This is a genomic window from Adlercreutzia equolifaciens DSM 19450 (genome assembly GCF_000478885.1).
GTDB classification, from domain to species: domain Bacteria; phylum Actinomycetota; class Coriobacteriia; order Coriobacteriales; family Eggerthellaceae; genus Adlercreutzia; species Adlercreutzia equolifaciens.
This window is the reverse complement of record NC_022567.1, coordinates 2,694,942-2,721,030: the sequence shown is the minus strand read 5'-3', so window position 1 is coordinate 2,721,030 and position 26,089 is coordinate 2,694,942. Positions and strand designations below refer to the sequence as shown.

General features: G+C 61.4%; 23 protein-coding genes and 1 tRNA gene. 21 read left to right on the top strand and 3 right to left on the bottom strand.

Going from position 1 to position 26,089, the window contains the following annotated elements; genetic code table 11:
- Nucleotides 1–214: 214 nt before the first annotated feature.
- The 3 genes from AEQU_RS11065 to AEQU_RS11055 form a co-directional block, all read right to left on the bottom strand.
- On the bottom strand, nt 215–1,222 hold the full coding sequence (locus AEQU_RS11065; protein ID WP_022741641.1) for a hypothetical protein: 1,008 nt from the start codon (nt 1,220–1,222) through the stop codon (nt 215–217).
- A gap of 331 nt (nt 1,223–1,553) precedes the next feature.
- A tRNA-Leu gene (locus AEQU_RS11060) sits at nt 1,554–1,640 on the bottom strand.
- Between the two features lie 85 nt (nt 1,641–1,725).
- On the bottom strand, nt 1,726–1,956 hold the full coding sequence (locus tag AEQU_RS11055) for a hypothetical protein (RefSeq protein WP_022741637.1): 231 nt from the start codon (nt 1,954–1,956) through the stop codon (nt 1,726–1,728).
- A gap of 163 nt (nt 1,957–2,119) precedes the next feature.
- On the opposite strand from AEQU_RS11055, the gene purE reads away from it, so the two are divergent.
- The 21 genes from purE to AEQU_RS10955 all read left to right on the top strand — a co-directional run bounded on the left by purE (nt 2,120) and on the right by AEQU_RS10955 (nt 26,089).
- Nucleotides 2,120–2,581: a 5-(carboxyamino)imidazole ribonucleotide mutase gene (gene purE / locus AEQU_RS11050; protein WP_022741632.1), complete on the top strand. Its 462-nt coding sequence runs from the start codon at nt 2,120–2,122 to the stop codon at nt 2,579–2,581.
- Nucleotides 2,582–2,998: 417 nt separating this feature from the next.
- Complete coding sequence (locus AEQU_RS11045) at nt 2,999–5,236, top strand: thiamine pyrophosphate-dependent enzyme (protein ID WP_084280743.1); 2,238 nt, start codon at nt 2,999–3,001, stop codon at nt 5,234–5,236.
- Nucleotides 5,233–5,934 carry an indolepyruvate oxidoreductase subunit beta gene (locus AEQU_RS11040; RefSeq protein ID WP_022741625.1) on the top strand — a complete coding sequence of 234 codons (702 nt, stop codon included), beginning with the start codon at nt 5,233–5,235 and terminating at the stop codon, nt 5,932–5,934. Before AEQU_RS11045 ends, AEQU_RS11040 begins: the two co-directional genes overlap by 4 nt.
- Nucleotides 5,935–6,061: 127 nt before the next feature.
- Nucleotides 6,062–6,367: a type II toxin-antitoxin system prevent-host-death family antitoxin gene (locus AEQU_RS11035; protein WP_022741620.1), complete on the top strand. Its 306-nt coding sequence runs from the start codon at nt 6,062–6,064 to the stop codon at nt 6,365–6,367.
- Nucleotides 6,360–6,671, top strand: a complete 312-nt coding sequence (locus AEQU_RS11030) for a type II toxin-antitoxin system RelE/ParE family toxin (protein WP_022741617.1) — start codon at nt 6,360–6,362, stop codon at nt 6,669–6,671. Before AEQU_RS11035 ends, AEQU_RS11030 begins: the two co-directional genes overlap by 8 nt.
- A 202-nt stretch (nt 6,672–6,873) precedes the next feature.
- Nucleotides 6,874–8,181 carry an ATP-binding protein gene (locus AEQU_RS11025; protein ID WP_022741614.1) on the top strand — a complete coding sequence of 436 codons (1,308 nt, stop codon included), beginning with the start codon at nt 6,874–6,876 and terminating at the stop codon, nt 8,179–8,181.
- A 419-nt stretch (nt 8,182–8,600) separates the two neighbouring features.
- Nucleotides 8,601–10,835 (top strand): molybdopterin-dependent oxidoreductase, encoded by a 2,235-nt coding sequence (locus AEQU_RS11020; protein ID WP_022741612.1) that lies wholly within the window; start codon nt 8,601–8,603, stop codon nt 10,833–10,835.
- The gene (locus AEQU_RS12980) at nt 10,795–11,268 is read left to right on the top strand and encodes a molybdopterin dinucleotide binding domain-containing protein (RefSeq protein ID WP_244874826.1); all 474 of its coding nucleotides are present in this window, start codon (nt 10,795–10,797) and stop codon (nt 11,266–11,268) included. Before AEQU_RS11020 ends, AEQU_RS12980 begins: the two co-directional genes overlap by 41 nt.
- A gap of 3 nt (nt 11,269–11,271) precedes the next feature.
- Nucleotides 11,272–11,868 carry a 4Fe-4S dicluster domain-containing protein gene (locus AEQU_RS11015; protein WP_022741610.1) on the top strand — a complete coding sequence of 199 codons (597 nt, stop codon included), beginning with the start codon at nt 11,272–11,274 and terminating at the stop codon, nt 11,866–11,868.
- Nucleotides 11,869–11,962: 94 nt separating this feature from the next.
- Nucleotides 11,963–13,705: an ATP-binding protein gene (locus AEQU_RS11010; protein WP_022741609.1), complete on the top strand. Its 1,743-nt coding sequence runs from the start codon at nt 11,963–11,965 to the stop codon at nt 13,703–13,705.
- Nucleotides 13,702–14,433, top strand: coding sequence for a response regulator transcription factor (locus AEQU_RS11005; protein WP_022741608.1), 732 nt, complete (start codon nt 13,702–13,704; stop codon nt 14,431–14,433). Before AEQU_RS11010 ends, AEQU_RS11005 begins: the two co-directional genes overlap by 4 nt.
- A 512-nt stretch (nt 14,434–14,945) precedes the next feature.
- A complete protein-coding gene (locus AEQU_RS11000; RefSeq protein ID WP_022741602.1) occupies nt 14,946–16,181 on the top strand; it encodes a phenylacetate--CoA ligase family protein in 1,236 nt (411 codons plus the stop codon).
- A gap of 42 nt (nt 16,182–16,223) precedes the next feature.
- Nucleotides 16,224–18,332: a bifunctional diguanylate cyclase/phosphohydrolase gene (locus AEQU_RS10995; protein ID WP_022741598.1), complete on the top strand. Its 2,109-nt coding sequence runs from the start codon at nt 16,224–16,226 to the stop codon at nt 18,330–18,332.
- A gap of 31 nt (nt 18,333–18,363) precedes the next feature.
- Complete coding sequence (locus AEQU_RS10990) at nt 18,364–18,726, top strand: Hpt domain-containing protein (RefSeq protein WP_022741594.1); 363 nt, start codon at nt 18,364–18,366, stop codon at nt 18,724–18,726.
- 16 nt (nt 18,727–18,742) lie between these two features.
- On the top strand, nt 18,743–21,739 hold the full coding sequence (locus AEQU_RS10985) for a response regulator (protein WP_022741590.1): 2,997 nt from the start codon (nt 18,743–18,745) through the stop codon (nt 21,737–21,739).
- A 4-nt stretch (nt 21,740–21,743) separates the two neighbouring features.
- Entirely contained in the window at nt 21,744–22,736 is a 993-nt protein-coding gene (locus tag AEQU_RS10980; RefSeq protein WP_051353439.1) for a transglutaminase-like domain-containing protein, read from the top strand.
- A gap of 19 nt (nt 22,737–22,755) precedes the next feature.
- The gene (locus AEQU_RS10975) at nt 22,756–23,808 is read left to right on the top strand and encodes a type II secretion system F family protein (protein ID WP_022741584.1); all 1,053 of its coding nucleotides are present in this window, start codon (nt 22,756–22,758) and stop codon (nt 23,806–23,808) included.
- 5 nt (nt 23,809–23,813) lie between these two features.
- Complete coding sequence (locus AEQU_RS10970) at nt 23,814–24,137, top strand: hypothetical protein (RefSeq protein WP_041714710.1); 324 nt, start codon at nt 23,814–23,816, stop codon at nt 24,135–24,137.
- Entirely contained in the window at nt 24,134–24,760 is a 627-nt protein-coding gene (locus tag AEQU_RS10965) for a DUF4860 domain-containing protein (protein WP_022741577.1), read from the top strand. Before AEQU_RS10970 ends, AEQU_RS10965 begins: the two co-directional genes overlap by 4 nt.
- Entirely contained in the window at nt 24,760–25,536 is a 777-nt protein-coding gene (locus AEQU_RS12035) for a hypothetical protein (RefSeq protein WP_022741573.1), read from the top strand. Before AEQU_RS10965 ends, AEQU_RS12035 begins: the two co-directional genes overlap by 1 nt.
- Nucleotides 25,529–26,089, top strand: coding sequence for a hypothetical protein (locus AEQU_RS10955; protein ID WP_022741569.1), 561 nt, complete (start codon nt 25,529–25,531; stop codon nt 26,087–26,089). The genes AEQU_RS12035 and AEQU_RS10955 overlap by 8 nt, the downstream gene beginning before the upstream one ends.

Genomic DNA, 26,089 nt, shown 5'->3' with positions numbered 1-26,089 from the left:
CTCCGATCTTAGTTTTGTTAATCTTAGTGAATATATCGAGATTAGTATAGGCACCCCGAAATCGCTTTCGCATTTGGCGCGTGATCCGTCATCGCCTCTTCTGTAACTCGTTGTCAAGTGGAAAGATGCGGAAGGCTATGCCGACCCATTTCTGGATTCCCGTCTATTGTCGGAAGGTGATACCGATGCAGCTGGATCTGGCAGAAATCGTGTGCTACGCTTTTGCTTGCGAGGTGGGGAAGGCGTACACGTAGCTGCCGCCGAAGAACTTGCCGAGCAGGTACAGGTTGCTGGCCGATTCGTTCGCAAGGTATACCTGACCATCGTGGGTGTCGATGCCCTCGGCCATGGGAGGCACGGTCAGCGTCTGCATGAGCGTCGCGTCGTCGAGAAAATAAAGCGGGCAGTGATGGCCTTCCACCATGTAGCTGCCGCCGCGGTGCGCCCGGGCGGGGTCGTAGATGCGAATCTCCGCATCGCCGAAGCCCCAGGCCAAGCTGAGCGCGATATTGCCGTCGGGCGTGACGCACAGCCCCTGCACATTTCCGGGGATGGAATACACCGCCGCCGGATGCTCCCCAAATCCGAAGGGGCCGTGGTCGTGGGGCGCGTAGGCGAACGCGAGCGCTGGGTTGGTCTCGCCGGAAGGACAGCGTAGCCAGTGGCTTTTCGGGGTGGGGTAGAAGATCCGGTGCTGGAATTCGCCGATGTAGAGCATGCCCTTCTGCACGTTCATGAACGCGGGCAAAAGGGGGATCGCGCGGTGCCCGGTGGCCTGCAGGATGTCGCCGTCGGCTGCATCGGCGAGGGTCGCGCGGTCGATGGCCACAAATCCGTCGCGAACCGTGAGAAAGACGAAGGGGCCCGCGGCGGTGATGGCGGCTCCGTGGCCGCGGTAAAGGGAGCCGCTGGGAAAAAGCACCTCGTGGCGCCGCACGTGCCCGTCCTCGCTCACTTGGAAGATCGGCGACGGTTTCCGGTTAGCCTCGTAGCCGCTGAACAGCCAGGTTTTTTCGTCGTCCAGATAGAAGAGATCCTGGGGCACGAATCCCTCGTTCAATCCGGGGATCTTGAAGCAGCGGGTGGCCCCGCTGTAGAACGGCTTGCAGGTTGCGCGCACACGCTGGCGCTTGACGAGCATGCCGAGTGCAACGGTGGCGGCAACGGCGCCCACGCCGGCGGCGGTTTTCGCAATGGCGCTCGGCGGAATGGTTTTCTTCATGAGATGCCTCCCGTGCAAGATAGAGCAGCATGGTTGGTCGTGCCTGCTGCTATTCGGCTCTCTCCATTGTCGGCAATGGGCTTCAGGGGCGGGACGGTGAATATCGCTTGTTACGGGCGAGAAAGCAATCTGAAGCCTGGGAGACGCACCGCGGTGTTGCTGCATTGTGAGGTTGCGGCATTGCTGCAAAAATGCTGCACTTGGCCCTCTGCAGGATGCGGTTTTTGTTCTTGTCCTTACTTGCCGATGACCCCTAGTTGCGTCATTGCCCGTGAGAAGTGATTGAACAGAAAATGAAAAACGCCCTCCGGAGAGGGCGTTCGTTTCAAAATGGTGCGGGCGAGAGGACTTGAACCTCCATGGGGTTGCCCCCATACGGACCTGAACCGTACGCGTCTGCCAATTCCGCCACGCCCGCAGGTGCTGTTTCAGCTTTGCCAAAAGAGCAAAGTTGATAATACCCGACTTGGTGCGCGGGCGCAAGAAGTTTTTTCGGGAATCGCCTATTCTCCGCGCAAGATGGTGTCGGCGGTTTCGGTGAGGGCGGCATCGGTTTCGTCTTGCTGGCGGCGCTCGGCCTTTTCCTCATGGGCAATTTCGTCGCCGATGACGTCATGGAACCCGTGGGTCTCGCGCTCTTCGCGCTCTTTGACCTTGCGAATCTCGTCGCCGATGTGGTCTTTGATGTGCTTCTCCTGCTGCTCTACGTGGTCGCGGTAAGTTTCCGTGCTCATAGGGGCCTCCTTCTAGTTGATGGTCTTCCCACCATAGGTCATCGGCTACCGACTGGGGCGAAGCCCGGCCATTCGTAGGCGATTTGCCACGAGACGGTTTTATAATGGGCGACAACTTACGATGCGGGGTTGGCCTGCGACAAACTGATGAAAGGACGCGAACATGGCAGAAGAGACGCCGGTAGTCGGCATCATTATGGGATCGGAATCGGACATGCCGGCCATGGAGCCGTGTATGGCCCAGTTAGACGCCATGGGCGTGCCCTACGAGGTGAAGGTGGCGAGCGCCCATCGCAAGCCGGCCGTGGTGCACGAGTGGGCCGAGACCGCGCACGATCGCGGCATCAAGGTCATCATCGCCGCTGCGGGCAAGGCGGCGCACCTGGGTGGGGCCGTGGCGGCCTTCACGCCGCTGCCGGTTATCGCCGTGCCCATGAAGACGAGCGACTTGGGTGGTCTGGACTCGCTGCTTTCCATGGTACAGATGCCCTCGGGCGTGCCGGTGGCTTGCGTGGCCATCAACGGCGCGAAGAACGCCGCCATTCTGGCCGTGCAGATGATGGGCACGAACGACGAGGCCATGCTGCAGAAGGTGGTCGACCTGAAGGCGGAGATGGCCTCCTAGGCGTTCTCGTCTTGTAATGGGTGCGGTCTGCGCCACGCAATTTGCTCGACGGTTTGCGTGGCAGAGGCGGCCTTGTTCGTGGTTGCAGGCGATTCGGTCTCCGATTTTTTCCCAAAAATTGCGTTTGTTAGCATTCGCAGTGGAGCCGAGGGAAATCTAAGGGGCGAAAATGACGCCAATGAGGGCAAATGGTTCAATTTCGGGGCAGAAAATGGACATGAGGCGAGGTCTTCCGTCTCGAATGTCTGCAGAAAATGCTAACAACCGCAATTTTTGGCGAAAAGCCGATAGGCAAATTGTCCCAGTAGATTGAGTCGGCGGGTAGGTAGTAAGTTGATACCGACGGAAAGAGCGTCCGTTAGGCTGACGCCAACGGACAGGTTGTTCCAACAGGTTGACGAGAGTGGCGGAACGAATATGGCGAAGAAACTTCTGATGGGAAACGAGGCGTTTGCCCACGCGGCTTTGGAGGCCGGGGTGAACGTGGTGGCGGGGTATCCCGGCACGCCATCGTCCGAGCTGGTGGAAACCGTGGCGAAGCTGCACGCGGCGGGAGCGGCCCAGGACGTGCATGTGGAATGGTCCACCAACGAGAAGGCGGCGCTCGAGATGCTGGCCGGCGCGTCCTACTGCGGCGCGCGGGTGCTGTTCACCTGCAAGCAGGTGGGACTCAATGTTGCCTCTGATGCGCTCATGTCGCTGAACTATGTGGGCACGGGCGGCGGCTGCGTGCTGTTCGTGGCCGACGATCCCGGTCCCATTTCCTCCCAGACCGAGCAGGACACGCGCCGGTTCGGCTCCTTCGCGAAGGTGCCGGTGCTCGATCCGGCCACACCCGAGCAGGGTTTCGCCATGATGCAGGCCGCCTTCGAGCTGTCCGAGCGCTACCGCACGCCGGTCATCGTGCGTCCCACGACGCGCATCAACCACGCTTCCACGTTCTTCGAGGTGGCCGAAGAGACTCATGGCCGTCCGCTGCCTGAAGAAGGTTTCCAGAAGGATCCGAAGTGGGTCATCTTCCCCAAGCGCGCCTACGAGGGTCACGGCGAGATTAACCGCCGGTTGGCCCAAATAGCTTGGGACTACGCTCACGACCCCGCATTCGCGCAGTTCAACGAGGTGTTCGAAGGGGGCGGGGAAGGTGAGGGCGCTTGCGCTCAGAATGGCGTCGAAGGTGCTGGAGCGTCTGCTCCTGCGGTGGGTATTGTGGCTGGCGGCGTATCGGCAGCCTATGCTCGCGAGGCGCTGACGCTCATCACGTCTCAGGCCGCTCGTGCCGGCATCCCCGTGCCGCGCTACCGCTTCATAGCTGTGGGGACGCCGTATCCTTTCCCGACTGAGACGGCGGCGGCCTTTGCCGAGGGGCTGACCGATGTGATCGTCTTCGAAGAACTCGATTCCGTGCTGGAAGAGGAGATGCTGAAGCTGGCCGGGGCGCGCCGTCTGCCGCTGCGGGTGCACGGCAAGCTGACCGGCGAGGCTAACGATCGCGGCGAGAACACGACGGAGAACATCGCCGGCCGCCTGGCCCGGTTCTTCGACCGCACCGACCGCTCCAATGGGCTCGCCGCCCTGGTGGCGTCCACCATCGGCGCCAACGATCTCAGCTACGAGGGCCCGTTGCCCGTGCGGCCGCCGGTGCTGTGCGCGGGCTGCCCTCACCGCGGCAGCTTCTATGCCGTGAAGCAGGCGCTTCGCGGCCGTGAGGCTGTGCTGTGCGGGGACATCGGCTGCTACACGCTTGGCAACGCCCAGCCGCTCGATGCGGTGGACACCTGCCTGTGCATGGGCGCGGGCATCACCATGGCCCAGGGCTTTGCCGTGGCCGAGCCGGACAAGAAGCAGGTGGCTTTCGTGGGCGACTCCACGTTCTTCGCCAGCGCTATGACCGGTATCGCGAATGCAGTGTACAACGGCCACGACGTCACCTTCGCTATCCTGGACAATGCCACCACGGCCATGACGGGCAGTCAGCCCCACCCGGGCACGGGCGTCACGCTCATGGGCGAGCGGCGCCGTCCCATCGTCATTGAGGAAGTGCTGCACGGCCTCGGCATCCAGCACATCGGGTTCGCGAATCCTCACAGTCTGGAAAGCTCCGTGGCGGCGGCCCGCGCGGCCCTCGACTACGAGGGGCCCTCGGCCATCATCTTCCGTGCGCCGTGCATTCAGCTGAAGAAGCCCGATGCTCCAATGACGATCGATGCCGACAAGTGCACCGGCTGCAAGAAGTGCATCACCTCCATCGGGTGCCCTGGCATCGGCTTCGATGAGGGGCTGCGCGGTCCGAAGTCGGGCACGCGTGGTCAAGCTTTTGTGGATACGAGCTTGTGCGATGGCTGCGCGCTCTGCGTGCAGGTGTGCCCCTTCGACGCTATCCAGGGCGCCGTGGGTTTTGGCGGCGCGGTGCCGACAGAGCCGGCCATCTACGCCCCGAACCCCGATCCGTTCCAAACGGGGCCGATCCCTCGTGTACTGACTGATGAGGTGAATGACTTCCAGGAAACGGAGATAGCAGGCGAGCCGAACGAGACGCCTGGTGAGGTGTTGGGGGCAGCCGAAGGGGTGCCAGTGGCAGAACGCATCGTGCATTCCGAAGGGCCGACTGGCCCCTTGGCGGGATTGCCGCTGTCGGAGGAAGGAGGCGTGCGATGATCGATATTTTGCTTGCAGGCGTGGGTGGCCAGGGTACGGTGCTGGCCGCGAAGGTGCTGGCCCAGGCGGCGCAGAGCAAGGGCTGGCAGGTGCGCACGGCCGAGACTATCGGCATGGCCCAACGTGGCGGTAATGTGACGAGCCATGTACGCATGGGGTCGAACGGGGAGGCGATTTGCTCGCCGCTCATCACGCCGGGTACGGCCGACATGGTCATCGCTCTGGAGCCGGGTGAGGCGGCCCGCGCGCTGCCCTATCTGGCGCCGGGTGGTGTGCTGGTGACGGCCACGACGGCCATCCACCCGGTGACGGCGGCCCTGGCGAGCCAGCCCTATCGTGCCGGCGACGTGGTGGCAGCTTTGGCGAACTCCCTGCAGGCGGAGGCGTCCCGCGAGCAAGCGGCCGAATCGATCGTTGCGCCGAACACCGTGACTGCTGACCAGGACGCCAGCGCCGATGGCGTGGAAGGCTACCCGGTGCCCCTGTTCATCCCCGTGGACGACGAGGCCCTCGTGCGCGAGGCCGGTGCCGGCTCCCGCAAGTCCCTCAACATGATGCTGCTCGCCGTGGCCGTGGCCCAGGGCCGTGTGCCGCTCACCGTCGACGAGCTGAAAGATGCGGTGCGCGCCTGCGTGAAGCCCCAGTTCGTCGCCATGAACCTCGCCGCCATTGACACCGCCGTCGCCAACTTCGGATAACAGAGGGCCTCGGATAATTTGCTCTAGCTGAATAACATGCAAGAGTTCTCATAGACGTGTTGCTTGATTTGTCAATTAAAGCATCTATAATTAATACCATAATTATAGTAATGAAAGTAGGTGCCTTATGACAGCCGCTGTGGCAGCGCTTCCGCTTATTCGACCTATCACTGATTTGCGCACGCAGTTCAATGACGTGTGCGCTCAGGCGACGGAGAGCCAGGAACCCATCATCCTCACGAAAAACGGTGTGCCGGCCTATGTGCTGGAAGACTGCGCCGCTTATGAGGCCGCCGCTCAGCGCAACCGCATGTTCCTCGCCTTGCGTGAGGCGGAAATTGAAGAGCGCTACCGCCCGGAGGCGCTCACAGCGGAGGAATCCGACGCGCGCATGGCCGAAATCTTCAAGGTATGGGGGCTCGACTATGCTTGATCTTGCATGGCGTCCGCGGGCGCAGCTCGATCGGGAGTCCATCGCCATCTACCTCGGCCTCGAGCGGGGAATGCCCCAGGCGGCCCTCGATGCGATAAAGGGTATCGATGCGGCTTTGGAAACCGTGCGAACCTTTCCGGACGCCGGCGGCCACTTTACCGACGACCATCTCGAGCACGAGTACCGCACGACGCTTGCGGGCCCCTACATCATCTACTGTCGTTACAATGCCACCACGCTTACGGTGTACCGCATCATGCATCAGCGCCAATCCATCGACACCTACAGCCTGATTGAGTATTAACACTCAATCCAGAATCAGTATAGGTTGCCAAGGTACAATCCGAAAACAGTTGACCTCAATCAACCCTCAACCGATCAAATTCGGAAAAACATGAATCAAAAACTCGGAAAACCATGAATCAAAAACTCGGAAAACCATGAATAGTTTGATAGTATAGGGTCGATGCAAAGAAGCCGCTCGTAGAGAAAAGGTTGCGTGGGCCATGCCTCGGAAAACGCTTGTAAAGAATGGATATCTGCCGCGTCTTGTGGACGAGCAAATAGAGCGCTATCTCGAGGTCTTCGGGGCCGTAGAGGTGGCTGGTACGAAGTGGTGCGGAAAGACGTGGACGGCTTTGGCCCACGCGCAAAGCGTCAGCTATGTGGATGAAGAGTTGGACATGGCTCGTGCCGACCCAAAACTCATGCTCATAGGCGATCGCCCCCACGTTATAGACGAATGGCAGCTTGCGCCTGCGATTTGGAATGCAGTTCGTCATGCCATAGATGACGAGCGGGGGTTAAGGGGAGCGTGGCTGCTGACTGGGTCGTCCACCCCGATCTCGTCCGATGACCAAGAGGGCCAGAGCAGGCATAGTGGTGCGGGTCGGATTGGCTCTGTGAGGATGTATCCCTTCAGCTTGGCCGAGTCTGGGGAGTCTGAACGTTCTGTCTCGCTCCGCGGTCTATTCGCTCACCGGTTTCAGCCAGCGAAAGTTGAAAACGATACGCGTCAGCTAGCTGAGTTGATCTGCCGTGGGGGATGGCCCGAAGCCCTCGATCTTTCCGCTGAAAACGGTCAGCTCGTTGCAAGAGAATATCTGCGTCTTGTTTTCGAAAAGAGTGCTCCTAAACATGGCAAGAGTGGAGAGGTGGCCCGTCGGTTGTGCTTGTCGATTGCCCGCAATTTGGGACAGTCTCCAACCTACAAGACCATCATCAGCGATATGTACGGCGGAGAGGACAATCCATCATCCCTCGTAACCGAGCAGACGCTCGCCTCGTATCTGGAGTTTCTTCGCTCGATCTACCTTGTCGAGGAGGTGCCGGGCTGGGTGCCGCCAAAGCGCTCAAAAAAGCGCCTAGCGACGAAGCCGAAGCGCTACTTCGCCGATCCGTCGTTGGCCGCCGCCCTGCTATTGCTTTCGCCGGATTCCCTCCTCGCGGATGGGCAGACCTTCGGTCTTGTTTTCGAGAATCTTTGCATTCGCGATCTCAAGGTATACGCCCAGGCGATGGATCCTTCGATGCCGGCGGCTGTTTACTACTATCGGGACGATTCGGGGTTAGAGGCCGATGCTGTCATAGAGACCCTGGATGGTAGATGGGCCGCCTTCGAGTTCAAGCTCAGCGAAGAGAAGGTTCCCGATGCGGTGAAATCTCTCAGGCGGCTGCGGAAGAAAGTTGCAGAAAACCCACGAGCGCAGGGGCGTCCTCCAGAGTTCCTCTGTGTGATAACCGGCATTGGCTCGTATGCTAGAGAAGTGGAAGAGGGCATTTACGTCGTGCCCCTCAGGGCGCTGGCAGACTGATACGGTGTACCGCATCATGCACCAGCGCCAATCCATCGACACCTACAGCCTGGTCGAGTATTAAAGGACTTCCAGCGGGATTTACCGCTTGGAGTGAAAGAATTCTCTTCCATGATAGCTTCTAAGTTCCTCTAAGTTTGCAAGGGGTTCCCTGCAAAGACCTATTAGAACTACGGAGGGGAGGAGTACGGGTAATTCTGATTTGGGAGAAAAATTCGTGAAATAATCTCCCGCAGCGGAGATTTTTACAGCAAAGAGGATTATCTGCACTCGCTCGAAGAACGCTTGGCCTCGGGGCAATTAATAATTCGGAAAGAAAGATTGCGGATGGCGGTAATGGCTATTGGGGTCTGGTTCTCGTACTCTTGTAGACACGTTGAGGAGAACGTGCTTCTGAGTAAGGGAGAAGAGGAGGACCTATGGCTCGCAATGAAGAGACGCTCCACGTTGATTCGCACCCGACGACTCGGAATGCTGCTCATCTGACTCGCCGCAGCTTTATCAAAGCCACTACGGCTGCTACGGCTTTGGCCGCGGCTAGCTCGCTGACTGCTTGCGCTCCGGCTACGAGCGATTTGGCCGCTACGGGTGAAGATGCTGAAGCTGCCCATCCGGTCGGTCGCGATATCGTGTCAGGCGAGTGGAAGACGGCGGCCTGCTGGCACAACTGCGGTGGTCGCTGCCTGAACAAAGTGCTTGTGCAAGACGGCGTTGTCGTGCGTCAGAAGACCGACGACACCCACGAGGACAGTCCGGACTATCCGCAGCAGCGCGGGTGTCTGCGCGGCCGCAGCCAGCGCAAGCAGGTGTTCGCCGAGGATCGCATCAAGTATCCGCTCAAGCGCGCCGGCTGGAGCCTGGACGCTCCCAATGGCGAGTTGCGCGGCAAGGACGAGTGGGAGCGTGTGAGCTGGGACGAGGCGCTCGATCTGGTGGCTCAGGGCCTGACTCGCGCCAAGGAGCAGTATGGCAACCGCTCCATCCTGCTCCTGAAGGGTTGGAATCCCGAGATGACCCGCACCATGGGCGCCTTCGGCGGCTTCACGAACTTCTGGGACACCAACTCCTATGGCTCCTGGTCGAAGACTCCGTTCGTCATCGGGTTCCATCACGACAACATGCAGGACCAGACTATCAACGACCGTTACGACCTGCGCAACTGCGAGACCATCGTCATGATGGCTATGAACCCGGCCTGGAGCGCTGCGGGCAGCCAAATGTGGAACTACTGGCAGGCCAAGGCCGCCGGCGCGAAGTTCATCGTCGTTGATCCCATGTACAGCGAGACGGCGGCCACCTTGGATGCGGAGTGGATTCCCGTTCGCCCGGCCACCGACATGGCCTTCCTGCTCGGCGTGGCCTACGCCATGCTGGAGGCCGACGAGGCTGAGGGCCTCATTGACTGGGACTTCCTGAACCGCTGCACCGTGGGCTTCGATGCCGAGCATATGCCGTCCGATGCTAAACAGCAGACGAACTTCAAGGACTACGTGCAGGGCGCCTACGACAACACGCCGAAAACGCCGGAATGGGCCAGCGAAATCTGCGGTGCCTCGCCCGAGGCCATCCGCAATCTGGCCCGCGCTATGGGCAAGGATCACAAGGTGGGCTTCCTCGTGTCGGCTGCCTCGGCCCGCGTCAACAACACCGACAACCTGCCCCAGCTCGTCATGACCGTGGGCGCCATGGGCGGCCACATGGGCAAGTCGGGCCACATGACGGGTTCCACCATGCATGTGACTTCGGGTAATGGCGGGCCGGCTCTCATTAAGGCCGGCAAGGACGGCCTGCCCGAGATCAAGAACCCCGTGGATGACCACATCAATGGCAACGAGGTGTGGGATGCTGTCATCGATGGCACTTATACTTTCACGGGCACGAAGCACTACGACCCGGCCGAGAAGCGCGACATCGACATCCACGTCATCTACCACTCCAGCGGCAACAAGCTGCAGACCAACGTGGGTATGGCTCGCGCCATCGAGGCCCATCGCAAGGTGGACATGGTGGTGGCCCATGCCCAGTTCTTTACCTCGGCCGCCCGCTACGCCGACATCATCCTGCCCCTCACCACCGAGTGGGAGCGCTTCGACGGCCTGTTCGGCGGCACGCTCGGCCATAAGTCGAACCGCGAGATGATGGTGGCCTATCAGCAGATCATCGACCCCTTGTACGAGGCAAAGTCCGACCAGGACATTGCCTGCGAGCTAGCCGAGAAGCTGGGCATCGCGCGCGCTGATGTGTACCCCTTCGATGTGAAGCAGCAGTATTTCAATCAGCTGGCTTCCATGGAGGTGTGCGACGAGGACGGCAAAACCTATGTGCCGGCCGTGGGCATCACCCAGGAAGACATCGACGAGCTGGGCGTGGAAGGCGAGCCCCAGGAGGGCAAGCTGGCCTATCAGGAGTTCAAGCAGCTCGGCGTGTATCAGGTCAAGCGCACTCCCGACGACAACTACGGCTATATTGCTTTCAAGGACTTCGTGGAAGACCCCGAGGCTAATCCGCTGGAAACGCCCTCCGGTAAGCTGGAGATATACAGCCAGACGCTTGCGGACACGTTCTCGGCCATGGGTTGGGACACGGTGACCCCCCATTCCCACCTATGTGAAGGTGACCAACGGCTACGAGGACGCCTCCGCGTCCGGGGCTGAGTATCCCCTGCAGGTGATGAACCCCCACTATCTGCGTCGTGCTCACTCGGTGTTCGACAATATCGGCTGGCTGCGCGAGGCGTGGACGAACCCGGTGTTCATCAGCACTGCCGACGCCGAGGCGGCCGGGGTGTCCGACGGCGACACGGTGCTCGTCTCGAGCCCCTACGGCCAGTGCGTGCGCAACGCCTGCGTGTATGCGGGCCTCATGCCCGGCGTGGTGGCCCTGCCTCACGGCGCGTGGGTGGCCGTGGACGAAGAGACTGGTATCGATGCGGCCGGCGCCGACAACTACCTGACGGGCCCCGCCCCCAACGGTCAGGGCGTGTCGGGCTACAATTCCGCGCTCTGCAAGATTGAGAAGTACACGGGCGAGGCTTTGGCTCCCGATGCCGAGCAGCCGCTTCGCATTGTCTGCAAGGATGGTGAGTAACCTATGGCCGACGTGAAAGAGAACAAGAACCCGCAGGGCTTCTATTTCAACCAGCAGATGTGCATGGGCTGCCGTACGTGTCAGGTGGCCTGCAAGGACAAGAACGATCTCGAGGTAGGCTACCTGTTCCGCCGAGTGGAAAGCTTCGAAGTGGGAGAATTTCCCAAGCCCGCCACTTTTCACTACTCCGGTGCCTGCAACCACTGCCATACCCCGGCCTGCGTGGAAGTGTGCCCTGCCGGTGCTACCTATATCAATGAGGAAGACGGCACGGTGCAGCACGATGACGAGGCGTGCATCGGCTGCGGCTACTGCGTGAAGGCTTGTCCCTACGGCCACCCGGTGCTTATTGAGGAGCTCAACGTGGTGCATCGTTGTGATGGATGCATCGATCTCCGTGCGGCAGGGGAGAAGCCGGCTTGCGTGGCAGCTTGTCCCATGCGTGCTTTGGATTTTGGGCCCATTGAAGAGCTGCGGGCCGCTCATCCCGATGGCGTGAATGTGATCTCGGTGCTGCCCGAGCCCACCACCGATCCCTCGGTGGTTATCGATGCCCGTCAATCGGCTCTTTCCGGCGAGCCGAAGCAGCTCGTTCTGTAGCCATCTTCCCGCTGAGCCGGGCCGTGCGACCCCCTCCCGTCGCACGGCCCGGCTTTCCGCGCTACACTGGTCGAAGGTGGAAGGGGGCGCGCCGATGAAGCTGAAAACCAAATTTCTCTGCCTGATCGCCGTGCTGCTGGCGGTGTCGCTCGGCGCGAACTTGGTTTGGACTTCCGCAAACAAGCATAGCCAAATGGAAAACGAACTGCGGGAGCAGGCGCGCGCCCTCGCTCAGCAAATGGATGCCGTCTGGGAGTTCATGGTGGCCAATCAAGATCGCCTGGCCCAAGTGGCCTTCACGGAAGATGGCGTGTACCAGGGGCTTCACTGCGCCATTGCTGGTCGCATTATCGGTCAGTCTTTCACGATGCATTCCGATTACACGACGCGGTTCGTGAATTTCAACCCACGCAATAAGGCTGGCGAGCCCGATGACTATGAGGCGGCCGCGCTCTCCGCGTTCCACGACGATGCAAGTCGCGCCGACTACTACGGCTTCGCCGACTACGAGGGACGCCAGGTCTTTCGCTATGTGGCTCCCATGACCATAGAAGAGGCCTGCCTGCAGTGTCACGGCGAACCAGCCGGCGAGCTGGACGTCACTGGCGCTCCCAAGGAAGGCTGGAAGATGGGGGACGTGGGCGGTGCCATCAGCATCATCATGCCGCTTGACGTGTACCAGGCCAACGAGCGAGAGTCCGTCGCCCAAGACGTTTTATTCTTCGCCATCATGCTGGCGGTGTGTCTGGTGGCGGTGTATGTGGCGCTGACCTATTTGGTAACACGGCCTTTGGGTAAGATTCGCGCTGGCGTGGACGAAGTGTCCGAGGGCAATCTTGACGTGCGTCTCAGCTATAGCGAATCGTCCCAGGAGATGAGTTCGCTCACGACGGCCTTCAACGACATGGCCCACGAACTTGCTGATGTTTACGCAGGGCTTGAAGACGAGGTGGCTGATTGGACGGCTCAGCTGCAGCAGGCTAACGAGGTGCTCGAGCAGCAGCGTCGCCAGCTGGAAGCGGTCAACGCTCAGCTGGTGGATGAGAACCAGTACAAGAGTGACTTCCTCTCTATGGTGAGCCATGAGTTGCGCACACCGCTCACTTCCATCGTGGCCTTTGCCGATCTGCTGAGCAAGCATCGCGCAGGAGCCGACGAGAACGAGGCTAAGGCCTTGGCGGGCATCGAGGCCAACTCCCAAGCGCTCATGCTGATGATCAACGACATTTTGGAAATGAGCCGTCTTGATGCCGGCCGCGTGAAGCTGAGCCTTGAGGTGGTAGACATCGGCGATGTGGTGGGTATCGTGCGCGCCACGGTAGGGCCCCTGGCGGCTAAGGAGCATTTGGAGTTCACAAGTGAGGTTGCTCCGGACGTGCCGCTCGTGCGAGGCGATTTCGACAAGCTCGTCCACGTGCTGCAGAATCTGTGCGGCAATGCGGTGAAATTTACGCCTGACGGAGGCGCAGTGCATCTTAAAGCCGCTTTCCATCCTGCCAGTTCGAAAGGCATTCCCGATGAGGTGTGGCTTACGGTGGCTGATAGCGGCATCGGCATAGATTCCGCAGATCAGGAGCGCATTTTCGAGAAGTTTGTGCAGGTGGATTCGTCGTCCACTCGACGCTACAACGGTACGGGATTGGGACTCGCCATCGTGCGTGAGTACGCCGAGATGCACGGAGGCTCTGTGAGCGTGGAAAGCGAGCTGGGCCAAGGAGCCTCTTTTGTTGTGCGCATCCCTGTATCCGGACCGGTTTCGCGAGAAGCGGCAGAAAAGGACGACAAATCTGATAGCGAGCCTAGCGGCGAAGGCCTCCCGAAGGGAGAACAATCATGAATCGACCCATCAAGGTAATGCTCATCGATGACGATCCGGGCATCCATGAGAGCCTGCGGGCCGTGATCGAGGAGGCGGGCTACGAGTTCTGTGGGGCTCTTGGCGGGCGAGAGGGGCTTCGGCTGTTGGATGATGAGCGCCCCGACCTGTTGCTTCTCGATGTGATGATGCCCGGCATGAATGGCTTCGATGTCTGCCAACAAATGCGCGAGGAAGGACGTCGTATTCCCGTTATCTTTCTCACGGCGAAAAATGACATCGTAGACAAAAGCACGGGCTTCAAGGCCGGTGCCGATGACTACGTGACCAAGCCCTTCATCGCCGACGAGCTGTTGCTGCGCATCGACGCCCACGTGCGGCGTCATCGCGGCGACATCGAGCACGCTCGCAAAAATTCAACCGATGTCAATGAGTCGGTGCGCCGCGAGCCGTGCCGCATCGGGGATTTGGAAGTGTTCTTCGATCGCTACGAAGTGCACTTGCACGGCGAGACAGTTCCGCTGACGGCCAAGGAGTTCGAAATACTTGCGCTTTTGGCCGAAAGCCCCGGTGAGGTGTTCACGCGTCGGCGCATCTACGAGCATCTGTGGGGCGAGGTGGCCGAGGTGGACGAGAACTCCATTACGGTCTTCATGCGCAAGATTCGCGAGAAGATCGAGGATAATCCCAGCGAGCCCCGTTACCTGCTCACCGTCTGGCGTGTCGGCTATAAGCTGGCCGCAGAATAGAGGATCGTGGAGAGAGGGCGTCATCGCACTCCGAGTAGTTAACTTACTTAAGTTAAAGGCTAAGTTTGCCCATTTGCAATTTTTCCAATGTCGCCTTCGCTTGCGGGCAAGATTTTCGAGTTGTTAGACGTCTTATGTTGCGCGATGTTCGATTTCGGCTTGGTTTGCGGGGTTTTGCGCCGAAAAGAGCCGGAAATCGTCGGTTGGGCTTCAAGTTGAGATTCCCCGAAGTCTAACAACTCGAAAAAAGCGTCCGAAAACGAGCGCTAGATTTGCCGGGGGCAAGTTGTAGTCGGCATGCCCTCTCGCCTTGCGCAGAGTTGTAGTCGGCATGCTACCTCGCCTCGCGCAGAAGGATCCCCATCGATTAGATGGGCGATAAAGTCATCTTTCCAGCCATCACCTCGCCTTTTCCCTGCGTGATTGTCGTGATTCACGAGTGCGAGTTGTTGCCCATTTGTTAGAATGGGGCATACTCGCAATAAATGTGCACGAAGGAGAGATGCGCGCCCATGGAAATGACGAAAGAGCAGCTTGAGCTTATCACCAATCAGCTGGCCACCATTAAGGAGCGGTCGCCGTTCTACGCGAAGAAGTTCGAGGGCATCGATGTCGCGGACGTGCGTACCCAGGCCGACTTCGAAAAGCTGCCCTTCTCCGAGAAAGATGACCTGCGCGCGGTGTATCCGCTGGGGCTGCAGGCGGTGCCCGACGAGGAAGTCGTGCGCATCCACAGTTCCTCGGGCACCACGGGCACGCCGGTCATCATCCCCTACACCCAGCAGGACGTCATCGACTGGGCCACGCAGTTCGCCCGCTGCTACGAGATGGCGGGCATCACCCCGCTCGACCGCATCCAAATCACCCCGGGCTACGGCCTGTGGACGGCCGGCATCGGTTTCCAGCTGGGCGCCGAGCGCCTGGGCGCCATGGCCATTCCCATGGGGCCGGGCAACACCGAGAAGCAGCTGAAGATGATGCAGGATCTGAAGTCCACGGTCATCTGCGCCACCAGCTCCTACGCGCTGCTTCTCGCCGAGGAGATCACCAAGCGCAACCTGCGCGACAAGATTCACCTGAAGAAGGGCGTCATCGGCTCCGAGCGCTGGGGTGAGAAGATGCGCAACCGCATTCAGGACGAGCTGGGCATCGAGATTTACGACATTTACGGCCTCACCGAGGTGTACGGCCCGGGCATCGGCATTTCCTGCGACGCTCACGACGGCATGCACATCTGGGACGACTTCGTCTACATCGAGATCGTCGATCCCGAAACCGGCGAGGTGCTGCCCGACGGCCAGGAGGGCGAGCTCGTGCTCACCACGCTGCGCAAGCAGGGCGCGCCGCTCATCCGCTACCGCACCCACGACCTCACGCGCATCGTGCCCGGCACCTGCGCCTGCGGCAGCCGCCATCCGCGCATCGCTACGCTCACCGGGCGCACCGACGATATGTTCAAGGTGAAGGGCTGCAACATGTTCCCGGCCCAGGTGGAGGAGGTCATCAAGGCCACCGACGGCACCAGCTCCGAATACCAGGTGATGATCGAGGCCGTCGATGGCCACGACGTGCTCACCGTGCTGTTCGAGACGCCGCTTGAAGACGAGGCGCTGGCGCGCTGCGAGGAGGAGCTCGCCCTCATCTTCAAGGCGAAGCTCGGCTGCACGCCGGAGGCGAAGGGCGTGCCCATGGGCGAGCTGCCGCGTTCCGAGAAGAAGACCAAGCGCATCTTCGACAGCCGCTACTAAGCGCGCCGCATTCGAAAGGGGGCGAGAGCCATCATTACGAGCTTGAGTGAGAAGCAGACGATCCTCATCGTTGATGACTCGATGCTGAATCGCGCACTGCTTGCCGACATGATCGGCGATGCCTACCGCATCATCGAGGCGGAGGACGGCAAGCAGGCCGTGGCGGCGTTGCAGAAAGAGGGCGCGGGCATATCGCTCGTGCTGCTCGACTACGTCATGCCGCAGATGAACGGCTTCGACGTGCTGGAGGTCATGAATAAAAACGGCTGGATCAAGGACATCCCGGTCATCATGGTGTCCGCCGAGTCCGACGCCGCCTATATCGAACGCGCCTACGAGCTGGGCGTGACCGACTTCATCAACCGCCCCTACGACGTGAACATCGTCCGCCGCCGCGTCATGAACACGCTCATGCTGTACCAGAAGCAGCGCACGCTCATGGGCATGGTGGCCGACCAGGTGTACGAGCGCGAGAAGTCCAACAACCTCATGGTGTACATCTTGTCGCACATCGTGGAGTTCCGCAACGGCGAAAGCGGCATGCACGTGCTGAATGTCCAGGCCATGACCGAGATGATCTTGACGCAGCTCATGCGCCTAACCGATCAGTACCCGCTGACCACCGAGGACATCTCGCTCATCACGATGGCCTCCAGCTTGCACGACATCGGCAAGATCGCCATCCCCGAGGAGATCCTGAACAAGCCGGGCCGTTTCACCGACGAAGAGTTCGCCATCATGAAGACCCACTCCGCCGTGGGCTCCGATATGCTGGACGATCTGGAGCTGTACAAGGACGAGAAGCTAGTGAAGGTCGCGCGGGACATCTGCCGCTGGCACCATGAGCGCTGGGACGGCCGGGGGTACCCCGATGGCCTTGTGGGCGACGACATTCCCATATCGGCCCAGGTAGTTGCCCTGGCCGATGTGTACGACGCCCTTACGAGCCGCCGCGTTTACAAGCCGCCGTTCAGCCACGAAGAGGCCCTGCGCATGATTCGCGAAGGGGAGTGCGGCGCGTTCAACCCGCTTATTCTGGAATGCCTGACGGCAGTGGCGGGCGATTTGGAGAAGCGCCTGAACCACGGCATCACGGGCCGCGAGATTTCGATTGACTCGCTGCATTTGTCCGAGGCGACGCTGGATAACGGCGACGCCGAGGCCTCGAGCCGCACTCTCGAGCTGCTCGACTACGAGCGCATGAAATACCACTTCTTCGCTTCCATGAGCAACGAGGTGCAGTTCGAGTTCACCGAAGAGCCGCCGATGATCGTGCTGTCCGACTGGAGCGACCACAAGCTCGATCTGCCCGAAATCATCATGGATCCCTACAACGACGAGGCCTTCTGCGCGACGTTCGGCAAGGAGAACCTGGAGAAGCTCAGCCGTCTTCTTCGTGCCACCACCATTGATGATCCGGTGATCGATATGGAGATGGAAGCCACCGTGGGCGACGAGCTGCGTTGGTTCCATGTGCTGGCCCGCGCGCTGTGGTCGGGGCCGTCCGATCCGGTTTACCTGGGCTCTATCGGCAAGCTCATCGATATCGACGATCGCCAGGCCGAGCTGATCGACCTGCAGTTCAAAGCCTATCACGACCCGCTGACGGAAGTGGTCAACGGCGCCTTCGCCCGCAAGATCATTGCCGAGCGCTTGGGCTCGGGGGAGGCGTGCGACCGTCATCGCGACCGCCATGTGCTGGCGCTGTGCGACCTGGATTTCTTCAAGCAGGCCAACGATACCTACGGCCACCAGTTCGGCGATCGCGTGCTGAAGCACTTCGCGGAGCGCCTGCAGGAAAGCGTGCGCGGTGAGGACGTCGTGGCTCGCGTGGGCGGCGACGAGTTCCTCTTGTGCATGGAATGCCCCGTCGACCCGCGTCCGCTGATCGACCGCATCCATCGGTCGCTTGAGGGTGACTTCGAAGGCTTCCCGCTGTCGGTTTCCATGGGTGTGGCCATTGCCGGTAGCGATGTGCGCGACTACGATGAGCTGTTCCGCCGGGCCGATGTAGCGCTGTATCACAAGAAGCGCGGTGGCCGCAGCGGGTACGTGTTTTACAGCGATTTGGACGAGAAAGAACGGGATTTGCTGCTTGAAGAGGCGCACACGGCGCTTTCGGGCATCGACAGAGACGAATCTGACCAGTAGACTGTCACCCAAGGGATAAAAGGAGACTGAGATGTCGTTGGAGATTGCTTACGCTGCCATGGGCGGCGATTTGGAAACCGTGCGCGGACGCTTGCTTACCGACGAGCGCATCGAGAAGTTCGCGAAGATCTTTTTGCAGGACACATCGATGCAGACGTTGGAAAGCGCTCTTGAGGCGGGCGACCTTCCCGAGGCCTATCGCGGAGCCCATACGCTGAAGGGCGTGAGCCGCGACTTGGGCTTCACGCCCCTGTTCGAGGCCGCCGCCGCGCTGTCCGACGCGCTGCGTTTGGATGACGCCGGCGTGCCGGCCAACATGGAAGCGGTCCCCGAGCTTATGCCGGCCGTGCGCGACGCTTACGCCACGGTCGTCGACGCCATCGCTATCATTTAACAAAGGAACACAGCGAATGACTGAAACAGACAACAAAACGAGGTACGGCCGCATTGCCGTGATTCTTATCGCGCTGGCCATAGTCATCGCCGCGTTCGTTTCGTTTATCGCGATGAACAACGAGCGCATCTACGAGCAGAACACCAAGTACCTTCAGGGCTCCACCGAGCAGTCGGCGCGGCGCATCAGCGAGTGGATGACCGACTCTCAGACTGAGATCAAGCTCCTGTCCTCCATGTACGAGAGCACGCTTGCGAGCGTGGACGAGATTAGCGCTGCCGGTATCGAGCAGTTGGCGAACTACACGAAGTTCGATTACACGACGATTTCTCTCAGCGATGGCCTCACCATCGATGACAAGGGCCAGGAGGCCGACGCGAGCGATCGCGAATACTTCGCGCGGGGCATGGAAGGCGAGTCGGGCGTCTGCGCGGTCGAGAATTCGCTGTTCTACAACGACCTCTCCGTCATTTTCTACACGCCGCTTTACTTTAAGGACGAAGTGGTTGGCGTCATTTGCGGCGCGTATCGGGAAGATTCCATGGAGAAGTTCCTGCGCACCTATATTTTCAACGAGCAGACCAACACCTACTTGCTCGATCGCAACGGCGACGTGATGGCCCACTCGTCCATCACCTATACCAGCGGGGTGAAAAACGCCGTCGATCTGTATCTCGAGGACGAATCCTCGGGCAATATCTCGCGCACCGAGCTGGAGGCGTCTTTGGAAAGCGGCGTGTCCGTCACCTTCAACTACAAGGGGGATTCGGGCGCGGGTACCGCGTACGTCATGCCTATCGAGAACTACGACTGGCTCATCATGCGCACCTTCCCCAGCTCTATCACCGACGGCATGCAGAGCAGGGCGAATGCGGCCGGTCTCATGCTGGTGGCCCTCGTTGGTGGCGCGTTGGCCCTGGTGGCGGGCTTTTTGCTCGTGCAGACTATGCGTCAGCGCCGTAAGCTCTTAAGCGAGAGCGCCCATGTGACGAGCATCGTGAACTCTTCGCTGGCGCTCTTCCAGCGCTTCGCGGTGATCGATCTGGTTGCTAACACCTACGAGTATCTGAAGGACGAGGGCATTAAGGACGACCTGCCGCGCAACGGCGAGTACCATATGTTCCGCTACTACTGGCAGACGCGCTTCTGCGACGACGAGGAAGCCGAGCGCATGAAGACCGAGCTCACGCCGGAGCACATTCGCGAGCATTTGACGCCGGACACGACGTATCTGCACTTCGAGTATCGCCTGAAGGATCCCGACACGGGCGAGGTTCGCTGGTTGCAGGCCTCCATGCTGCCGCTGCAGCGCGACGCCTCCGACCAGGTGACGAGCGTGCTGCTTTCGGTGCAGGATGTCACCGACGTGAAAGAGCGCGAGATTGCGAACCACAACGCGCTGGAAGACGCGTTCCGCGAGGCCGAGCGCGCCAGCCGTGCCAAGACCGACTTCCTCAATTCCATGAGCCACGACATTCGCACGCCCATGAACTCCATCATGGGATTGACCGCCATCGCCTCGATGTATCTGGACGACCCGGAGCGCGTGAAGGACTGCCTCACGAAGATCACCACCTCGAGCCGTCACTTGCTCGGGCTCATCAACGAGGTGCTTGACATGGCGAAGATCGAGAGCGGGAACTTGGGGCTGTCGGAGGAGGACTTCGATCTGCCGGAGACGGTGGAAAGCCTCATGTCCATCATGACCCCCCAGATCAACGACAAGAAGCTGAACCTGAAGGTGGAGATCGCCGACATCCAGCACGAGCATGTGGTGGGCGATCCGATGCGCCTGCAGCAGGTGTTCGTGAACATCATGGGCAACTCGGTGAAGTTCACGCCCGAAGGCGGTACCGTGAGCCTGCGCATCAAGGAGCTGCCGAGCCGCGTGAAGGGCTCGGGCTGCTACGAGTTCACGTTCTCCGACACGGGCTGCGGCATGTCCGAGGACTTCGTGAAGACGGTGTTCGAGCCGTTTACGCGCGCCAACGATTCGCGCGTCACGAAGGTGGAGGGCACCGGCCTTGGCATGTCCATCGTGCGCTCGGTGGTGAACCTGATGAACGGCACTATCGACGTGAAGAGCAAGCTCGGCGAGGGCACCACCTTCACGGTGACGGTGTACATGAAGCTGCGCGACGGCGACGACCAGGATCTGACGCCTTTGGAGGGCCTGCGGGTGCTGGTGGCCGACGACGAGGAGGCTGCCGCCGAAAGCGCTTGCGAGGTGCTGAAGTCCATCGGCATGGAGCCCGACTACGTGCTGTCGGGCGAAGACGCCGTTGAGGCGGTGCGCCATTCGGTCGAGGATGAGCGCAGCTACGTAGCCGTTATTCTTGACTGGAAGATGCCGGGCAAAAGCGGCATCGAGGCGGCCCGCGAGATTCGCGAGATTGTCTCCGACGACATGCCCATCATCATCCTGTCGGCCTACGACTGGACGGCCGTCGAGCAGGAGGCCCGTTCGGTGGGTGTGGACGCCTTCATTGCCAAGCCGCTGTTCAAGAGCCGTCTCGTGCATGTGATGAAGGGCCTGCTCACGTCCGAAGAGGAGAGCGAGCCGACCAGCGAGTACGAGGTGCTCAAGCAGAGCGACTTCAGCGGGCATCGCGTGCTTTTGACCGAGGACAATTCCATTGCCGCCGCCATTGCCCTGGACATCATGGGCATGACGGGCTTGGAAGTGGATCATGCCGAGAACGGCCGCATCGCGGTGGAGAAGCTGCTCGATGCGGAGCCGGGCTACTACGACTTGGTGTTCATGGACATTCAGATGCCCGTGATGAACGGCTACGAGTCGGCAAGCGCTATTCGCGCCGCCGCCGAGGGCAAGGGCCTCGACGATACGACGATTACGCCGCGTCCCGATCTGGGCGAGATTCCCATCGTGGCGCTGACGGCCGATGCCTTCGCCGATGATGTGGCCCGAGCTCGTGCCGCCGGCATGAACGCCCATATGTCCAAGCCTATGGAAATCGAGCTTCTGGTGAAGACCCTGAAGGAGTGGCTGTAGCGGTTTGGCGCGCAGACTGACATACCGCCGCGTGGCGACCGTCGTTGCCGTGGCCCTGATGCTGGCGTGCGCGTCCCTGCTGGTGGCCTGCGGCGGCTCGTCGGGTGGCTCGGGAGGCTCGGGCGGATCCGGCATTCCCGGAGGCTCGGGCGACTCGAACGGCGGCGAGAGCACCACTTCGGGCCCGGCCTACTCCGTGCCCGGTTCGGTGGCCCTGGTCGCCTTCAACGAGGGCGCCGCCCAGACCGGCAACGAGTGCGCCATCGACACCTCGCAGCTGGCCCAGGGCGTCGTGGGCGCTTCCGCGAGAAGCGATGCGCGCCTGAAGTTCCAGGTAGTCAAGGGCGAGATGAGCTACAACTACGATTTGCCCGGCGACGGGACGCCCATCATTGCGCCCATCAACATGGGGGACGGCCCCTACACCTTCCGCGTTATGCAGAACACCTCGGGCAACAACTACGTGGAGCTGTTCAGCGTCATCGAGAACGTGAACCTTTCCAGCGAGACGGCGCCCTTCCTCGTACCGAACATGTTCGTGAATTACAACGAGTCCTCTGCCGTGGTGGCGAAGGCGCGCGAGCTAGCCCAGGGCGCTGCCAATCAGGGCGATGTCGTGCGCAACATCTACCAGTGGGTGGTGGACAACATCACCTACGACCACGACAAGGCCGCCCAGTTGGCCTCGGCCACAGGATACGTGCCCGACCCGGACGCAACGCTGGCCTCGGGGACGGGTATCTGCTTCGACTACGCGTCGCTGGGGGCGGCCATGCTGCGCAGCCTTGGCATTCCCTGCCAAGTGATTACCGGCTACGTTTCTCCTGATGATGTGTACCATGCTTGGAACATGGTATATATTGACGGAGAATGGATAAGCGTCGAGATCAGCATTAAGCCGAACAGCTGGACGCGCGTAGATTTGACTTTTGCCGCCAGTGGCGCCGCGAGCACCATCGGCGACGGCACGAGCTATACCGATCGTTACACCTACTAGAAGAAAGGCAGGGGACGCCATGGCCAAACCAAAACTCGATAGCGCAGGCATCAGCCTCTTCTGCGAGAGCGTTGCCATGATGCTGGCGGCGGGCATCCAGACTGACGAGGCCGTGGGAATGCTCTCCGAGGACATTGGGGATGTGGCTCTGCAGGCGACCTGCGAGAGCGTTTACGGGCGCCTGTGCGCCGGGGATACGCTGGCGGTCGCCATGAAGGCGTCCGGCGCCTTCCCCCGCTACGCCGTGGACATGGTGGGCGTGGGCGAGGCCTCGGGCCGCTTGGAGGAAGTGCTGCGCTCCCTCGGCGTCTACTACGACGAGGAGGACCGCCTCTTCGCGAAGATCCGCTCGTCGGTGGGCTATCCGGCGGCGCTGCTGTGCATCATGAGCATCATCTTGGCCTTCACGGTTATCATCATTCTGCCGGTGTTCGAGGACGTGTACGTTTCCATGGCCGGCTCGCTCACCGACGGCTCCTCGGGGGCCGTGGGCGTGTCGGTGGCTATCGGCTGGGTGGCCCTTGGCATCACGCTCATCTGCGCCATCGTGGCCGTGGGCGCTGCCATCGCCTGCCGCTCGGAAGCGGGGCGCATCGCGGTGATGCACCTCATGGAGAAGTTCCCGGCCACCCGTCCCGCCATGGAGCAGCTGGCCGTGTCCCGGTTCGCCTCGGCGCTGGCCGCCTACACCGCCTCGGGCATCAACACCGACGAGGCCATGCGGCGCGCCATCGAGGTGGTGGAGCACGAGGGACTTAAGGCGAAGGCCACGGCCGCCTACGGGCTCATGATTGATGCGGAAAGCCCGCGCTCGCTCGCCCAGGCCATCAGCGAGGCCGAGGTGTTCGAGCAAATTCACGCGCGCCTGCTCACCATCGGCACGCGCTCCGGCTCGCTGGACGCGGCGCTCGACCGCCTGTCGGCAAACTTCTTCGACGACGCCATTCTGCAGATTGACGCGGCCATCGACAACATCGAGCCGGCTTTGGCCGCCTTCCTCACCATTGCCGTGGGGGCCACGCTCATCTCGGTCATGCTGCCGCTGATCGGCATCATGGGTTCGATCGGCTAGCCATCATGATTCACGGTAAGACAGCCCAGATGCAGCAGCGGCGCACCCGGCGGGTGGTTGCCGTCATCGCGGCCGTGGTGCTGGCCGTGCTGCTGTGGTTTGCCTGGGATATGACGAGCGCCCAGACCGAGGCCCAATCGGCGGCTTCGGTGCGCACGGCGGTGCTGGACGCGGCCATGCAGTGCGCGGCGGTGGAAGGGGCCTATCCGGCGCGGCTCAGCTATTTGGAAGAGCACTACGGACTCATTGTGAACCACCAGGACTATGCGGTCACCTATGAGGCGTTCGCTTCCAACGTGCCGCCCAGCGTGGTGGTGGTGCCGCGATGACCGAGAAGCTGAAAGGGGCGACCCGTCTCGCCTCGTCGAGCAAGACCTACGGGGCCGGCGGCGTGCGTCGTCAGCGCGAGCGCGATTTCGGTCGCGTGTTCACAGGGCTTCTGTTCGCGCTGTTCGTGGCGACGCTGCTGATGGCCATCCTTGCCGGCACCGACGTGTACCGCGGGCTGAACCGCGAGGGAGACGCGGCCGACAACCAGCGGCTCTCGCTCACGCTGCTCGCCAACGATGTGCGGGCCAACGACCAGATTGATGCGGTGGCCTGTGCTTGGGTGACCGAAGAGGGAGTCGACATGGTCGTCGCCCAAGGCCGCGAGGAGCTGGGGCTGCCCGAAGCAGCCGGCGCCAGCGACACGCGTTGCCTTTTGGACGGCCCGGCCCTGGTGCTGCGCGAGACGCTGCCCTCCGGGGTGTACGAGACGCGCCTGTACCGCTACGACGGCGTCATCATGGAGGAGTACGCCCTGGCCGATGCCCCCTACGACCCGTCGAAGGCCACGGCCATCGTGCGGTCGTCCGTCTTCGACTTCTCCTACGGGGGAGGATTGCTGACCATCGTCACCGATGCCGGACAGACGTCGGTGGCTCTGCGCGCGGCGGGAGGTGATGCGTGATGGCCGGAGGATCCGAGAGTCGTCGCTCCATGGCGTCCGCTTCTGTGGCCGCCCATAGGGCCGAGGCGAATGTCGCCGACGCGCGCCTGGCCCGTTACAACGACCGCATCGGACGCGTACGCAAGGAGCGGGCCGTGTGGCCCGGCGCCGCCTTCATCGTGGAGGCGCTGCTTCTGCTCGTGTTTCTGACGGGCTCGCTGGCGGTGCTCATGAACCTGAACGCCGAGGCCGACCGCATAGGTCGCGAGAGCGCCGATCTGATGGACGGGCTCGTGCTGGCCTCGAATGTGGCCGAGGAGTTCGCCGCCGATCCGATTGCCTTCAAGGAAGCCTACGAGGCCGACCCCATGGCCGATCGCTGGTTGTCGCAACCGGCGCACGAGGCAGAGAACGGCTCCGACCTCTTGTCCGCCGAGTGCACGTTTCGCACCGAGGACACCGAAGCCGGGACGATGCACTACCTGACGCTTGAGGTGTGGAAGGTGCGAGTCCTCAATGATTCGGCCAAGGCGGCCGAGGAAGGTATTGGATTTGCCCCGGGCGGTCTCTGCTTCGAGAAGTGGGAAGAGAGCCCCGTGTACGCGCTGGAGACGTCGCGCTACGTGCCCGCCGACGGTGCCCGTACCGCCCGTTCGGCTGCCGGTGCGGCCGACGATGCGACGCGGTCGGTCGTGCTGGATGATCCGGCGGCGCCGCCCGTGGTGGGCGTGACCGGCGGTCCGGCCGCCGATGGCGCGGACGCGGCTCCAACCGAAGGGGAGGTGTCCCATGGCTAAGCCCCACGGCTCCGTGCGCATCGGTCCTATCAGCCTGTTCACCCTCATCATCGTGCTGTGCCTGGCTGTGCTCACGGTGCTTTCCGTTACGACGTCGCTGGCGGAGCTTTCCACCACCGAGCGCCAAGCGGCCACGACCACCGAGACCTATCAGCTAGAATCCGTCGGCCAGCAGTTCGTCGCCGACGTGGATGCCGCGCTGGCTGAAGGTGGCGATGCTCTGAGCAAGGTGCTTGTCGACTATGGTATTCAGGTGCAGTCTTCTTCGACTGGCGGCTCCGAGGAATTGGTTATCGAAGACGACACGGTTACCGGAGAACCCGCAGGGGGCGACCTTGGTCGCCCCTCCGCAACCGAGGCAGCCGACGGCTCGCCCGTCACTTTCTCGGGCACCCGCGACGGCGACCTCATCTCGGTCACGTTCTCTATGGAAAGCGGACGCACGCTGGCCATTGTGCTGCGCATTCAAAACGATACCTACACCATTGAGCAATGGAAAGTCACGACGGAATGGACCGACGACGGCACAGGCGAGAACCTGTGGCTCGGCTAG

Bases quoted from the DNA above. Each gene is read 5' to 3' on its own strand.
- purE (WP_022741632.1), top strand. From the start codon at position 2,120: ATGGCAGAAGAGACGCCGGTAGTCGGCATCATTATGGGATCGGAATCG.
- AEQU_RS10985 (WP_022741590.1), top strand. From the start codon at position 18,743: ATGACTGAAACAGACAACAAAACGAGGTACGGCCGCATTGCCGTGATT.
- AEQU_RS11055 (WP_022741637.1), bottom strand. From the start codon at position 1,956: ATGAGCACGGAAACTTACCGCGACCACGTAGAGCAGCAGGAGAAGCAC.
- AEQU_RS11040 (WP_022741625.1), top strand. From the start codon at position 5,233: ATGATCGATATTTTGCTTGCAGGCGTGGGTGGCCAGGGTACGGTGCTG.
- AEQU_RS11010 (WP_022741609.1), top strand. From the start codon at position 11,963: ATGAAGCTGAAAACCAAATTTCTCTGCCTGATCGCCGTGCTGCTGGCG.
- AEQU_RS11025 (WP_022741614.1), top strand. From the start codon at position 6,874: ATGCCTCGGAAAACGCTTGTAAAGAATGGATATCTGCCGCGTCTTGTG.
- AEQU_RS10965 (WP_022741577.1), top strand. From the start codon at position 24,134: ATGACCGAGAAGCTGAAAGGGGCGACCCGTCTCGCCTCGTCGAGCAAG.
- AEQU_RS11015 (WP_022741610.1), top strand. From the start codon at position 11,272: ATGGCCGACGTGAAAGAGAACAAGAACCCGCAGGGCTTCTATTTCAAC.
- AEQU_RS11020 (WP_022741612.1), top strand. From the start codon at position 8,601: ATGGCTCGCAATGAAGAGACGCTCCACGTTGATTCGCACCCGACGACT.
- AEQU_RS11035 (WP_022741620.1), top strand. From the start codon at position 6,062: ATGACAGCCGCTGTGGCAGCGCTTCCGCTTATTCGACCTATCACTGAT.
- AEQU_RS11065 (WP_022741641.1), bottom strand. From the start codon at position 1,222: ATGAAGAAAACCATTCCGCCGAGCGCCATTGCGAAAACCGCCGCCGGC.
- AEQU_RS10990 (WP_022741594.1), top strand. From the start codon at position 18,364: ATGTCGTTGGAGATTGCTTACGCTGCCATGGGCGGCGATTTGGAAACC.
- AEQU_RS11005 (WP_022741608.1), top strand. From the start codon at position 13,702: ATGAATCGACCCATCAAGGTAATGCTCATCGATGACGATCCGGGCATC.
- AEQU_RS10975 (WP_022741584.1), top strand. From the start codon at position 22,756: ATGGCCAAACCAAAACTCGATAGCGCAGGCATCAGCCTCTTCTGCGAG.
- AEQU_RS12035 (WP_022741573.1), top strand. From the start codon at position 24,760: ATGGCCGGAGGATCCGAGAGTCGTCGCTCCATGGCGTCCGCTTCTGTG.
- AEQU_RS11000 (WP_022741602.1), top strand. From the start codon at position 14,946: ATGGAAATGACGAAAGAGCAGCTTGAGCTTATCACCAATCAGCTGGCC.
- AEQU_RS11030 (WP_022741617.1), top strand. From the start codon at position 6,360: ATGCTTGATCTTGCATGGCGTCCGCGGGCGCAGCTCGATCGGGAGTCC.
- AEQU_RS11045 (WP_084280743.1), top strand. From the start codon at position 2,999: ATGGCGAAGAAACTTCTGATGGGAAACGAGGCGTTTGCCCACGCGGCT.
- AEQU_RS10955 (WP_022741569.1), top strand. From the start codon at position 25,529: ATGGCTAAGCCCCACGGCTCCGTGCGCATCGGTCCTATCAGCCTGTTC.
- AEQU_RS10970 (WP_041714710.1), top strand. From the start codon at position 23,814: ATGATTCACGGTAAGACAGCCCAGATGCAGCAGCGGCGCACCCGGCGG.